This is a genomic window from Kribbella sp. CA-245084, from assembly GCF_050942355.1.
Classification (GTDB): Bacteria; Actinomycetota; Actinomycetes; order Propionibacteriales; family Kribbellaceae; genus Kribbella.
Window position 1 is genome coordinate 4,649,482 of sequence record NZ_CP192053.1, and the last position, 13,195, is coordinate 4,662,676.

Annotated in this window: 11 protein-coding genes and 1 tRNA gene; 4 read left to right on the forward strand and 8 right to left on the reverse strand. The window is 68.6% G+C overall.

The window, feature by feature from the left end:
* Positions 1-2 precede the first annotated feature (2 nt).
* Positions 3-3,017: an excinuclease ABC subunit UvrA gene (gene uvrA, locus ACQPYH_RS22350; RefSeq protein ID WP_432874542.1), complete on the reverse strand. Its 3,015-nt coding sequence runs from the start codon at positions 3,015-3,017 to the stop codon at positions 3-5.
* Positions 3,018-3,222: 205 nt separating this feature from the next.
* Here uvrA and ACQPYH_RS22355 point away from each other — a divergent pair, with 205 nt between their 5' ends.
* Positions 3,223-3,882: an MBL fold metallo-hydrolase gene (locus ACQPYH_RS22355; RefSeq protein WP_432874545.1), complete on the forward strand. Its 660-nt coding sequence runs from the start codon at positions 3,223-3,225 to the stop codon at positions 3,880-3,882.
* Entirely contained in the window at positions 3,879-4,415 is a 537-nt protein-coding gene (locus tag ACQPYH_RS22360; RefSeq protein WP_432874547.1) for an N-acetyltransferase family protein, read from the forward strand. Before ACQPYH_RS22355 ends, ACQPYH_RS22360 begins: the two co-directional genes overlap by 4 nt.
* Here ACQPYH_RS22360 and ACQPYH_RS22365 read toward each other — a convergent pair.
* Complete coding sequence (locus ACQPYH_RS22365; protein ID WP_432874550.1) at positions 4,402-5,346, reverse strand: S1C family serine protease; 945 nt, start codon at positions 5,344-5,346, stop codon at positions 4,402-4,404. The two genes, ACQPYH_RS22360 and ACQPYH_RS22365, sit on opposite strands and share 14 nt — an antisense overlap.
* Positions 5,347-5,455: 109 nt before the next feature.
* On the opposite strand from ACQPYH_RS22365, the gene ACQPYH_RS22370 reads away from it, so the two are divergent.
* The gene (locus tag ACQPYH_RS22370; protein WP_432874552.1) at positions 5,456-6,004 is read left to right on the forward strand and encodes a TetR/AcrR family transcriptional regulator; all 549 of its coding nucleotides are present in this window, start codon (positions 5,456-5,458) and stop codon (positions 6,002-6,004) included.
* A gap of 80 nt (positions 6,005-6,084) precedes the next feature.
* Positions 6,085-8,259 carry an MMPL family transporter gene (locus tag ACQPYH_RS22375; RefSeq protein ID WP_432874556.1) on the forward strand — a complete coding sequence of 725 codons (2,175 nt, stop codon included), beginning with the start codon at positions 6,085-6,087 and terminating at the stop codon, positions 8,257-8,259.
* 569 nt (positions 8,260-8,828) lie between these two features.
* Here ACQPYH_RS22375 and ACQPYH_RS22380 read toward each other — a convergent pair.
* The 6 genes from ACQPYH_RS22380 to aroH form a co-directional block, all read right to left on the reverse strand.
* Positions 8,829-8,902, reverse strand: a tRNA-Pro gene (locus ACQPYH_RS22380).
* 70 nt (positions 8,903-8,972) lie between these two features.
* On the reverse strand, positions 8,973-10,340 hold the full coding sequence (gene der / locus ACQPYH_RS22385; RefSeq protein ID WP_432874559.1) for a ribosome biogenesis GTPase Der: 1,368 nt from the start codon (positions 10,338-10,340) through the stop codon (positions 8,973-8,975).
* Positions 10,333-11,061, reverse strand: coding sequence for a lysophospholipid acyltransferase family protein (locus tag ACQPYH_RS22390; protein ID WP_432874561.1), 729 nt, complete (start codon positions 11,059-11,061; stop codon positions 10,333-10,335). Before ACQPYH_RS22390 ends, der begins: the two co-directional genes overlap by 8 nt.
* Positions 11,058-11,732 carry a (d)CMP kinase gene (gene cmk, locus ACQPYH_RS22395; RefSeq protein WP_432874564.1) on the reverse strand — a complete coding sequence of 225 codons (675 nt, stop codon included), beginning with the start codon at positions 11,730-11,732 and terminating at the stop codon, positions 11,058-11,060. Before cmk ends, ACQPYH_RS22390 begins: the two co-directional genes overlap by 4 nt.
* A gap of 32 nt (positions 11,733-11,764) precedes the next feature.
* Positions 11,765-12,829, reverse strand: coding sequence for a prephenate dehydrogenase (locus ACQPYH_RS22400; RefSeq protein WP_432874567.1), 1,065 nt, complete (start codon positions 12,827-12,829; stop codon positions 11,765-11,767).
* On the reverse strand, positions 12,826-13,194 hold the full coding sequence (gene aroH / locus ACQPYH_RS22405; RefSeq protein ID WP_130385491.1) for a chorismate mutase: 369 nt from the start codon (positions 13,192-13,194) through the stop codon (positions 12,826-12,828). The genes ACQPYH_RS22400 and aroH overlap by 4 nt, the downstream gene beginning before the upstream one ends.
* Position 13,195 lies beyond the last annotated feature (1 nt).

A 13,195-nucleotide genomic window follows, 5' to 3' on the forward strand; every position in this document is an offset into this window, starting at 1 on the left:
GGTCAGCCGGCGACGCGTTTCCGGGTCGCCGTCTTCTTGGCCGGCGCGGCCTTCTTCACCGCTTTCTTGGCCACTGCCTTCTTGGCCACGGCCTTCTTCGCAACCGCCTTCTTCGCTACGGCCTTCACCGGCGCTGCCTCGATGGCCTGCTTCCTCGCGCTCGGCTTCGCCGCCCGTCCCTTGAGGATCTCGGCCAGGAACTGCCCGGTGTACGACGCCGGGTTGGCCGCGACCTCCTCCGGCGTACCTTCCGCGACCAGCGTGCCGCCGCGGCGACCGCCGTCCGGACCGAGGTCGATCAACCAGTCGGCGGTCTTGATGACGTCGAGGTTGTGCTCGATGACCAGCACTGAGTTGCCCTTGTCCACCAGGCCGCTCAACACGTCGAGCAGCTTGCGGATGTCCTCGAAGTGCAGACCGGTCGTCGGCTCGTCCAGCACGTACACCGTCCGGCCGGTCGACCGCTTCTGCAGCTCCGACGCCAGCTTCACCCGCTGCGCCTCGCCACCGGACAACGTCGGCGCGGGCTGGCCCAGCCGGACGTAGCCGAGACCGACCTCGGTCAGCGTGGTCAGGTGCCGCGAGATCGCCGGGATCGCCGCGAAGAACTCCGACGCCTCCTCGATCGGCATGTCCAGCACGTCCGCGACCGTCTTGCCCTTGTAGTGCACCTCGAGCGTCTCGCGGTTGTACCGCGCGCCGTGGCACACCTCGCACGGGACATACACGTCCGGGAGGAAGTTCATCTCGATCTTCAGCGTGCCGTCACCCGAGCAGGCCTCGCAGCGGCCGCCCTTGACGTTGAACGAGAAGCGACCCTGCTGGTACCCGCGGACCTTCGCCTCGGGCGTCTCCGCGAACAGCTTGCGGACGTGGTCCCACACGCCGGTGTACGTCGCCGGGTTGGACCGCGGCGTCCGGCCGATCGGTGACTGGTCGACGTGGATGACCTTGTCGACCAGCTCCATCCCGGAGATCTTCGTGTGCCGGCCAGGCACCGTGCGAGCGCCGTAGATCTGCCGCGCCAGCGACGTGTACAAGATGTCGTTGACCAGCGTCGACTTGCCCGAGCCCGACACACCCGTGACCGCGACGAACACCCCGAGCGGGATCGTGACGTCGATGTCCTTCAGGTTGTTCTGCCGGGCGCCGTACACCGTCAGCTCACGGCCCTCGGTCAGCGGTCGCCGGACGGCGGGGATCGGGATCTCCCGGCGACCGGAGATGTACTGGCCGGTGATCGAGTCCGGGTGGTTGCGCAGATCCTCGACCGTGCCGGACACGACGACCTGGCCGCCGTGCTCACCGGCGCCGGGGCCGATGTCGACGACCCAGTCGGCGTGATCGATGGTGTCCTCGTCGTGCTCGACGACGATCAGCGTGTTGCCCAGCTCCTTGAGCCGGACGAGCGTCTCGATCAGTCGCCGGTTGTCCCGCTGGTGCAGACCGATCGACGGCTCGTCGAGCACATACAGCACGCCGACCAGACCCGAGCCGATCTGGGTCGCAAGCCGGATCCGCTGCGCCTCACCACCGGACAGCGAACCCGCCGGCCGGCTCAGCGCCAGGTAGTCCAGACCGACGTCGAGCAGGAACCGCAGCCGCTCCCCGATCTCCTTGACCACCCGCTCCGCGATCTGCTTCTCCCGCGGGCTCAGCTCCATCTGCACGAGGAAGTCGTGGACCTCGTCGATCGACATCGCGCTGATCTCCGCGATGTTCTTGCCGCCGAGCGTGACTGCCAGCGAGATCGGCTTCAGCCGCGCGCCGTTGCAGGCCAGGCACGGCACCTCGCGCATGTACTCCTCGAAGCGCTCCCGGCCGGTGTCGCTCGACGCCTCGGTGTGCCGGCGCTCGACATACGGGATCACGCCTTCGAAGCTGGTGTAGTACGACCGCTCGCGGCCGTAGCGGTTCTGGTACGAGACGTGGACCTGCTTGTCGTGGCCGGTGAGCAGCGCCTTCTTCGCCTTCGCCGGCAGCTCGCCGAACGGCGTGCTGGTCTTGAACTTCAGGTCCTTCGCCAGCGCGTCGAGCAGGCGCTCGAAGTACTGCGTGACGTTCTGCCCGGACCACGGCTGGATCGCGCCCTCGTCGAGCGACTTGGACGGGTCCGGAACCAGCAGCTCCGGGTCGACCTCCATCCGCGTGCCGAGCCCGGAGCAGACCGGGCAGGCGCCGTACGGCGAGTTGAACGAGAACGACCGCGGCTCCAGCTCGTCGATGGCCAGCGGGTGATCGTTCGGACAGGCGAGCTTCTCGGAGAAGCGACGCTCGCGGTGCGGGTCGTTGTCCGGCAGGTCGACGAAGTCCAGCACGAGCAGGCCGCTGGCCAGCCCGAGCGCGGTCTCGACCGAATCGGTGAGCCGCTGCTTGGCCGAACCCTTCACCGCGAGCCGGTCGACGATCACGTCGATGCTGTGCTTCTTCTGCTTGTCGAGCTTCGGCGGGTCGGTGAGCTGGATGGTCTCACCGTCGACGCGCGCCCGGGAGAACCCTTGACCGGTCAGCTGCCGGAAGAGGTCGACGTACTCCCCCTTGCGGCCGCGGACGACCGGGGCGAGCACCTGGAACCGGGTGCCCTCATCGAGCTCGAGCACCCGGTCGACGATCTGCTGCGGGGTCTGCCGCGCGATCGGCTCGCCGCACTCCGGGCAGTGCGGACGCCCGGCCCGGGCGAACAGCAGCCGGAGGTAGTCGTAGACCTCGGTGATCGTGCCGACAGTCGACCGCGGGTTGCGTGAGGTGGACTTCTGGTCGATCGAGACGGCCGGTGACAGCCCCTCGATGAAGTCGACGTCCGGTTTGTCCATCTGGCCCAGGAACTGGCGTGCATACGCCGAGAGCGACTCGACGTAGCGCCGCTGGCCCTCGGCGAAGATCGTGTCGAAGGCCAGGCTGGACTTGCCGGACCCGGACAGCCCGGTGAAGACGATCATGGCGTCCCGGGGCAGGTCGACCGAGACGTCCTTCAGGTTGTGCTCACGCGCTCCGCGCACGATCAGACGGTCAGACACAAGCTCACTCTCAGCCGTTCTCGAGGGTATCCGGGGCATGCCCCGTCATGCTAACGAGGCCCACCGACAAAAACTTCCGCCGCCGGATCCAGTGCACTGTCCGCGGGGCGTTTCGAAAGTATATTCGATCGCCGAGGGTGGTCTGCACAGCCCGCGCCAGTAGTGCAAGGATCGGCTCTATCACCGACATCCAGGGAGAAGGCGCATGCCGGAGTACCACGGGAACGTCAAGGTCGGCGGCCCGGCCCAGACCCACGAGCTGGCCCAGTTGATGATCACCAAGGTCGCCGTCGGGCCGATGAACAACAACGCCTACCTGCTGCGTTGCCGCCAGACCGACGAGCAGGTCCTGATCGACGCCGCGAACGACGCGGACACGCTGCTGCAGCTGATCGGCGACGGCGGCCTCGCACGCGTCATCACCACGCACCGCCACCAGGACCACTGGGAGGCGCTGGCGGAGGTCGTCGCACGGACGGGTGCCACCACGGTCGCCGGGCGGTACGACGCCGAGGGCATCCCGGTCCCGACCGACCAGCTCGTCGACGACGGCGACCACATCGCCGTCGGCCAGTGCAGTCTCCGCGTGATCCACCTCGTCGGCCACACCCCCGGCTCGATCGCCTTGGTGTACGACGACCCGGACGGCGCACCGCATCTGTTCACCGGCGACTCGCTGTTCCCGGGAGGCGTCGGCAACACCCAGGAAGACGCGGAGCGGTTCACGTCGCTGATCAACGACGTCGAGACCAAGCTCTTCAACGAGCTCCCCGACGAGACGTGGGTCTACCCCGGCCACGGCTCCGACACCACCCTCGGCACCGAGCGCCCGCACCTCGCCGAGTGGCGTGAGCGCGGCTGGTGAGCGGGTTCGCCGAATACGAACCGGGTGTCGCCCGGCAGACCGTCGACGTACGCGTGCGTCCAGGAGAGCTGCGTGACCTGGACGCGTGTGCCGAGCTGATCGTGTCGCGGACCCACGGGTCCGCGGCCGAGCGGCGCGAGCGGCTGGTGGCCGACCTCGCCAACCCGGACAAGTACATCGCCGTCGCGGTCGTCGGCGATGAGGTCGTCGGGTACGGCGGCGTGATCCGCCACGAGCTCAAACCCGACGATCCGCCGACGACCGCCCCGACGGGGTACTACCTGATCGGCCTGATCGTCTCCCCCGCCTGGCGACGCCACGGCATCGGCGAGCTCCTGACCCGGGACCGCATGCGCTGGACCGCCGAGCGCGCCGACGCCGTCTACTACTTCGCCAACCAGGCGAACGGCGCGATCCTCGACCTCAACAAGAGCTTCGGGTTCACCGAGGTCACCCGCGACTTCATCTTCCCGGGCGCCCCGCTCAAACCGGGCACCTGCGTCCTCCTCCGGGCCGGCCTCACCGATCAGTGAGCTCGGCGGGGTAGGCAATCACGTCGACCAGGGCGTTGTTGCGGATCGCGGTGATCTCCGTACGGCGGGCGATCGCGTCCTCGAACAGCTGCCGCTGCAGAGACTGAGCATCCCGAAGCGGTACGCCGTCCACCGCCAGCACCAGATCTCCTTCGCGGAGGCCCGCGGCGGCGGCCGGGCTCGCCGGGATCACCTCGACGACCCGGAGCGCCGTCCGCTGGTCGAACCGCTCAGCAAGTGACGGTCGAAGCGGTGCGGGCGTCGTCACGAGGCCGAGGTACGCGCGGCGTACGCGACCGTCGTGCAGTAGCGAGTAGATGATCCGGCGAGTCGTCGGGTTGATCGGGACGGCAAGGCCGAGGCCGATCCCGGCAACCGCTGTGTTGATGCCGATCACGCGACCGTTGCCGTCGGCCAACGCTCCCCCGGAGTTGCCCGGGTTCAGCGCTGCGTCGGTCTGGATGACGTCCTCGATGATCCGCTGTGCCGAACCGCTGCGCACCGGCAGCGATCGGCCCAGGGCGCTCACCACACCGGCGGTCACGCTCCCGGCCAGGCCGAGTGGGTTGCCCACGGCAACTACCAGGTTCCCGACCTTCAGGTGGTCCGCGTCGCCGTACTCCGGCGGGTCGGGGATCTCGCGGTCGGCCCGCAGTACGGCGAGGTCGGACAGCCGGTCGACTCCGACGATGCGGGCCTGCGCCGTCGTACCGTCGGCGAATTCGGCGGAGGCCTCCGAGCCGTCGCCGACCACGTGCGCGTTGGTGAGCAGGTGACCGTCGCCGGTCAGCACCACGCCGGAGCCGGACGAGTCGCCGCGCCGGCTGTGGATCCGCAGGCTCGCGACCCGCGGGATCAGGTGTTCGGCCACCCCCGAGACCACTCGGGAGTAGGCATCCAGTACGTCGTCCCCAGCCAGCTCATCCGCCATCGCGCCCGCCTCCTGGCTTACAACATTACACAGCAAATCCAGCGTGAACCGGACCACAATCCTGACCGATCGGTTGAAAACTGGCCGATCGGTCAGTCAAGATGCTGACATGGCAGTCACCACCCCCGCCCGGGAGCGGACCAGGCGCGAGATCGTCCGGCAGGCGATGCACCTGTTCCAGGCCGGCGGCTACAACGCGACGTCACTGCAGGACATCGCGACCGCGGCCGGCTGCTCGAAGGCGACGGTGCTGTACCACTTCAGCGGCAAGCCGGCCGTGCTCGCGGCCGTCCTCGAGCCCGCCGCCGCCGACGTCGCCGAGCTCGTCAAGGCCGCGGCCCAGCTGCCCCGGGCCGACGCACAGGAGCTCGCGATCCAGCGCTTCATCGATCTCGCCGTTGTGCACCGCGGCGTGGTCGACGTACTGCAGGACATCCTCCCGGTGATCGAGCAGATGCCCGAGGTCGGGCAGCTCGTCACCGACGGCATGCGCCTGACCGAGTACATGGCCGGCTCGGACGACCCGCTCGAGCACGATCTAGCGAAGTTCGCGATCAACGGTCTGCTCGGCGAGTGCCGGCATTCCGGCGAGCGTACCGACGACGACCTCCGAAGACTCTGCGACATCGCCCTGCGGAGACTGCTCCGCCGCGCCTGAGCCCTGACCCGCCCTCCGCCATCGAGCGGACGATCTCCTCTGCCCGTACGCCGTACCGAACCGAACGGATGCACTTCCCGATGGCCAATCTGCTGTACCGGCTCGGCCGGTTCTCCTACCAGCGCAGGCGGCTGGTTGCCGCTGTATGGGCGCTGTTCCTGGTCCTGCTGGGCGTCGGCGCGCTGACGCTGGGCGGCAAGACCGCGAACACGTTCTCGATCCCGGGCACCGAGTCGCAGCGGGCGCTCGATGCACTCAAGCAGGAGCTGCCGGCCGCGAGCGGCGCGTCGTCGACCGTCGTGGTGAAGGCGCCCGACGGCAAGACGCTCGCCGACCCGACCGTGAAGGCCGCAGTCGGCGCGACGGTTGCCAAGGTCGCCAAGGTGCCCGAGGTGATCGGTGCGGTCGACCCGTTCACCAGCAAGGCGATCAGCCCGGACGGTACGACGGGGCTGATAAGCGTCCAATTCGACAAGCCCGCCGATGAGCTGTCGCACGAGAGCGTCGACGGGTACGACGGTCTGAGCGGCCTGAGTTCGGGTGATCTCAAGGTCGTCCCGGGCGGGCAGATCAAGTCCGGCGTCCCGGAGATCGGTGCGACCGAGGTGATCGGTGTCGCGGTGGCGGCCGTCGTACTGGTCGTGACGTTCGGGTCGCTCGTCGCCGCGGGCATGACGCTGGTGACGGCGCTGCTCGGCGTACTGGCCGGGATGGCCGGCCTGTTCATCGTGACCGCGTTCACCGATGTCTCGTCGACGGCGCCGATCCTGGCGTTGATGCTCGGGCTTGCGGTCGGGATCGACTATTCGTTGTTCATCAGCTCGCGCCACCGGTCACAGCTGGGTGAGGGGATGGATCCGGAGGAGTCTGTCGCGCGGGCAACGGCGACGGCCGGGTCGGCGGTGTTGTTCGCCGGCGCGACCGTGGTGATCGCGTTGGCCGGGTTGTCGGTGGTCGGGGTGCCGTTCCTGACCGCGATGGGTCTGGCCGCTGCGGCGACAGTGCTGACCGCCGTACTCGTCGCTTTGACGCTGCTGCCGGCGTTGCTCGGCTTCGTCGGGAACCGGGTGCTGCCGCGGAAGTTGCGGAAGGCGCCGACCGCGGCTGTACACAAGGAGGGGTTCGGTTTCCGCTGGGGCCGGCTGGTGACGCGGCTGCGGGTGCCGATCGTTGCTGTCGGCATCATCGGGCTCGGGTTCCTGGCGATCCCGGTGAAGGACATGCAGCTCGCGCTGCCGGACGGCGCGTCCGCGGCCGCCGGCACCAACCAGCGGGTCGCGTACGACATGACCGCCGCCGCGTTCGGACCGGGCGCGAACGGACCGCTGGTGGTCGTTGTGCAGAGCAACGACCCGGCAACCTCGAACGCGGTGGCACAGCAGGTATTGGGCAAAGCACAGGGCCTTCCCGACGTCGTCGCGGCGCAGCCGGCCGCAGCAAGCCAGGATGGTACGACGCGGTTGCTGCAGGTGATCCCGAAGAGCGGACCGGCCAGCGAGGAGACCTCGGACCTGGTCAAGAACCTGCGCTCAGCGGTGAAGCCGCTCGCCACCGGTGACGCGACCATCTCCGTGACTGGGAACACCGCGGTCGGGGTCGACGTGTCGAACAAGCTTTCCGACGCGTTGCCGACGTACCTGTTCGTGGTGATCGGGTTGTCGTTCCTGCTGTTGCTGCTGGCGTTCCGGTCGGTGCTGGTGCCGTTGAAGGCGACACTCGGGTTCGTGCTGACGATCGGGGCGACGTTCGGGATCACGGTCGCGGTGTTCCAGCAGGGTCACCTGGCGAAGCTGGTCGGGATCGACTCCCCCGGTCCGCTGGTGAGCTTCCTGCCGATCATCATGATGGGCATCCTGTTCGGGCTCGCGATGGACTACGAGGTGTTCATCGTGTCCCGCGTCCGGGAGGAGTTCGTCCACGGCCGGCACGCGAACGACGCCACCGTCCAGGGCCTCGGCCACGGCGCCCGCGTCGTCACCGCCGCCGCTCTGATCATGGCCTCGGTCTTCGCCGGCTTCATCCTGGTCGACGACCCGATCATCAAGGCGATCGGCTTCGGCCTCACGATCGGCGTACTGATCGACGCCTTCGTGGTCCGCATGACGCTGGTCCCCGCGATCCTCAGCCTCCTAGGAGACCGAGCCTGGTGGTTCCCGAAGTGGCTGGACCGCATCACCCCCCGAGTAGACATCGAAGGCGAAACCCTGCGAGTCGACGAGGGCCCGGAGGCCAAGGAACTCGCGGGCGTGCGCTGACACAACTCGTGGGGCATCGGCAACCGCTGGTGCCCCACTACGCAACAGACTCGAAGCATCGCCCACGCGGTACGGCGCATACGTGTCTGCGTAGATGGAGGCTCGACCGGCCACTGACTGAGCTCGGGATGACATACAGACTTCCGTTGCCAAGGACAATGAAGAATAGGTCGATTTCTTCCGGGTCGTACGGCATCTTCGTGGCCGACTTGTCCGGCACGTAGGGCCGGCGTCCGATCCCGACCAGCCAGTGGCCGTCGCCAGAGCTGGAGCGGCAGCCCGCAGCATCTCTGGACGCCCAGGTAGCTTCAGTGGCTCTGCTACTGGGCAGGCTGAGCCAGACGGCTTGAGGATCGCGCAGTCCAGCCCCAAGCGCATCGCGTGTCCCTTGATGCGGACGCGGGACTCGGCGCCGTCGCTGACTCCCAGCGCGCGTGCGGCACCGCGCCACGAATGGTTCTCCGCCACCGCCTGGCGGAGGTCGTCGTCGGTCCAGGTTCGTCTGTCGCCTGAAGTCGTCATGGGCAAACGTAGTGAGGGGCACCGACAGAATCGGTGCCCCTCTCAGGTCGGGCTGACAGGATTTGAACCTGCGGTCTTCTGGCCCCCAGCCAGACGCGTTACCAAACTACGCCACAGCCCGAAACCCGCTCCGAGGAGCGAGCCGGAGTAAACCTTACCCCATCCGCAGGGGTCGTTCTTACCGGGTTGTGTCAGCGTTTCTTGTTCTTTTGGCGGGCTCGGATCTGGACGTGGACCGGGCTGCCGACGAAGCCGAAGTCCTCGCGTAGGCGGCGCTCGATGAAGCGCTGGTACGACGCCTCGATCTGGCCGGAGGTGAAGATCGCGAAGGTCGGCGGCATGGTCGTGGCCTGCGTGCCGAACAGGATCTTCGGCTGCTTGCCGGAGCGGACCGGGTGCGGGTGCGCGGCAACCAACCTGCCCAGGAACGCGTTCAGCTGACCGGTCGGGACACGGGTCTGCCATCCCTCGAGCGCCGCCTCGACCGCGGGCACCAGCTTCTCCATGTGCCAGCCGGTGAGCGCGCTGATGTTCACCCGCGGCGCCCAGCGGAACTGCACCAGGTCGCGGTCGATCTCGCGCTCCAGGTAGTAGCGCCGCTCGTCGTCCATCAGGTCCCACTTGTTGTACGCGATCACGAGCGCCTTGCCGGCTTCCTCGACCGCGTTCATGATCCGCAGGTCCTGCTCGGTGATCGACTGTGAGGAGTCGATGACGACGACGACCACCTCGGCCCGATCGATCGCCGCGTTGGTCCGCAGCGAGGCGTAGTACTCGTGGCCCTGGGAGTTCTTCACCTTGCGCCGGATGCCGGCGGTGTCGATGAACCGCCACTCCTTGCCGCCGAGCAGGATCAGCTCGTCCACCGGGTCGACCGTCGTCCCGGCGACGTCGCTGACGACGACCCGGTCCTCCTTGGCGACCTTGTTCAGCAGGGACGACTTGCCGACGTTCGGCTTGCCGACGATCGCGACCCGTCGCGGCCCGCCGAGCTCGCCGTCGCGCTCGGGCGGCGCCTCGGGCAGAGCCGCGAGCACGGCGTCGAGCATGTCGCCCGTGCCGCGGCCGTGCATCGCGGAGACCGGGAACGGCTCGCCGATGCCCAGGCTCCACAGGTTCATCGCTTCGGACTCGACGCGCTGGTCGTCGACCTTGTTCGCGGCGAGTACGACGGGCTTGCCCGACTTCCGCAGTACGCGGACCACGGCCTCGTCGGCGTCGGTGATGCCGACGACAGCGTCGACCACGAACAGCACCGCGTCGGCCGCGTTGATCGCGACCTCCGCCTGGGCCGCGACCAGGGCTGCCATTCCGACCGCGTCCGGGTCCCAGCCGCCGGTGTCGACGACCGTGAACTCACGGCCGGCCCAGTTGGCGTCGTACGACACGCGGTCCCGGGTCACGCCCGGAGTGTCCTCGACGACCGCCTCGCGGCGGCCGATGATGCGGTTGACCAGCGTGGACTTGCCCACGTTCGGCCGCCCGACGATCGCGAGCACAGGGAGGGGCCCGGTGTCCTCACGGTCGTGCGTCGGTACTTCGGTGGGCAGGTCAGTCATCAGGGTCCTTCTCGTCTCGCCAGCCCGGAAGAGGGTGGCCGGTTTCTTCGACGGCCGCCTTCACATGGGCGCGCAGCACGTCGCCGATGTGGTCGGCAACCGCCTGTACGTCGGAATGTCTCCTAGGAAAGGGTACGCGGTCGACGGCGAACGGCTCGCCATACACGACGTCGATGCGGCTCCCGGCGGGCGGGAATCCCTCGATATCGCCCCCGGGCAGCCTGGTCCCCATCAGCACGACCGGCAGGATCGGGGCCCCGGTCACCATCGCCAGGTACGCCACGCCGCTCCGGATCCGGCTGAAATCACCGGGTCCGCGGGTGCCTTCGGGGTAGATGTTCAGCACCCGGCCGTCCCGCAGCACCTGGATGGACCTGCGGACCGCCAGCATGTCGTACGTCGACCTGTCGACCGGGATCTGGCCGACCCGGCGCAACAGCGCGCCCTGGAGACCGCCGAACACCTCGATCTTGCCGAGCTGGTGCAGCATCCGCGGCGCGACCGCCCCGAGCAGCGGACCGTCCAGCAGACTCAGGTGGTTCGGCGCCATCAGCAGCGGACCGGTCAGCGGGAACCGGTCCTCGTGGTGGATGGTCAGGTTGTACTTGTGCAGGAAATACGGCTTCGCGAGCTTCCGCATCGGCAGCGCCAACCGGTACGGCAACGGCGGCAGATCATCGGTGCGGGGCAGATCCTTGTGCCCGGTGACTTCCGTCGTCATCGGTCCCGGCCTTGGGGGACGGTCTCCTTTGCGAGTCGGCTGATCGCGTCGACGACCTCTTCCAGCGTCATGTACGTCGAGTCGATGGTGACCGCGCCGTCGGAGGCGACCTGGAACTCCGACACGGTCGAGTCGTCGGCGTCGCGCCGGATGATCTGGTCCCGCAGCTGGTCGGCGGTCAACGAGCCGACCTCGGCGCCGCGGCGCGCCATCCGGGCCTCCTGGTCGGCGGTCAGCAGCACCTTCAGCTCGGCGTCGGTCGCGACCACGGTGGCGATGTCGCGGCCCTCGACCACGATCCCGCCGCTCGGCTGGGCGTTGTCGATGATCGACCGCTGCCGCCGGATCAGCTCCTTGCGAACCTCCAGATTGGTGGCGATCTTCGAGACCACCTCGCTGATCCGCGGCTCCCGGATCGCGGTGGTGACGTCGGTCCCGTCGGCGATCACGAACTGGTGGCCGGGGTCGGTGCTGATCTCCAGGCGCAGGTCCCGGGCCCGCTGCGCGACCGCGGCGGTGTCGTCCAGATCCAGCCCGTGCTCGACCGCCGACCAGGTCACCGCCCGGTACGTCGCCCCGGTGTCGAGGAACCGCAGTCCGAGCCGGGTGGCCACTCCGCGGGCGGTGCTCGACTTACCGGAGCCGCTCGGGCCGTCGACAGCGATGATCATGCCCCGAAGATTACCTTCGCACGGGGACAGAATTACCGGTGGACCACCCAGCCACGGTCCGTGAGTACGTCGACCAACTGGTCCACGGAGGCGGGTTTGACGGAGAGTTCGACCTCGCCGACCGGGCGGCCGGGGCTGTGGTCGATGCGGAGGTCCTCGACGTTGGCGCCGGACTCGGCGGCGTCGGCGAACAGCTTGGCCAGCTGTCCGGGGCGGTCGGGGATCGTCACCAGGACCGTGACCAGGTCGATGTGCGGCGTACCGTGCTTGCCCGGCACGCGGACCGCGCCGGAGACGCCCTGGCCGAGGATCGCGGTCAGCTCCTCGCCGGCCTCTTCCTTGCCTAGGGCAACTAGAAGGCGGTCGAGCTCGCCGCGGATCTGCTCCAGCAGGCCGGTCAGCGCACCGGAGTTCGCGGACACGATCTGGGTCCAGAGCGTGGGGTCGCCGGCCGCGATCCGGGTGACGTCGCGGACGCCCTGGCCGGACAGCTCGAGGTGGGACGACGGTGCGTCGGCCAGCGTCCCGGCAGCCAGAGCGGACATCAGATGCGGCAGGTGCGACACCCGGGCGACGCCAAGGTCGTGGTCCTCGACCGACATCTCGACGGTACGAGCGCCGGCCGCTTCGGCAAGGCGGCGTACCAGGTCGACGGCATCGGGAGAGCTCGTCTCGTGCGGGGTGATTGCCCAGGTGGCGCCGTCGAACAGGTCGGCTCGTCCGGCGAGCGGGCCGTTCCGCTCGGAGCCGGCCATCGGGTGACTGCCGACGTACCGGCTGAGGTCGCCGGTCAACCGGCGAGCGTCGGCGAGCGGCTTGGACTTCACGCTGGCCGCATCCGTCACCACTGCGTCGGTCTGCTGAAGCTGCTCCGCGATCACCGCGCCGACATGGTCCGGCGGTACGGCGACCACGACCAACTGCGGCTCGATCTGGACCATGCGCGAGCCCGCACCGATCCGCTCGGCCATCAGCGCGTTGTCCGGATTCCCGTCGACGAGCTCGACGACCACGCCCAGCCGGGCGAGCGCCAGGCCGATCGACGTACCGATCAGGCCGGTGCCGACGATGCGGACCGGACCCCGCAGTTCGCTCACTGGGCGCCGGTCAGGTCCGGACGGAGCGCTACGGCGCCGTGGAGGTAGACGTGCTGGATCTTGTCCCGGGAGCGCGGCGTCTCGGTGTGCACCATCAGCCGGACCACCCGAGGCAGCGCGTGCGGCACTGGGATCTCCTGCATGCACATCAGCGGTACGTCGGTCAGCCCGATCTGACGCCCCGCGACGGCCGGGAACTCCGAACGCAGGTCCGACGTGACGGTGAACAGGATGCTGATCAGATCCTCGTTCTCCAGATCGTTCGCCTCCAGGACCGCCTTCACCAGCTCCGCGGACCGCTCGAGCAGGTGCTCGCGCTCGTCCACGTCCAGCTGGGTGGCACCCCGGATCGCCCGTACCGCCACG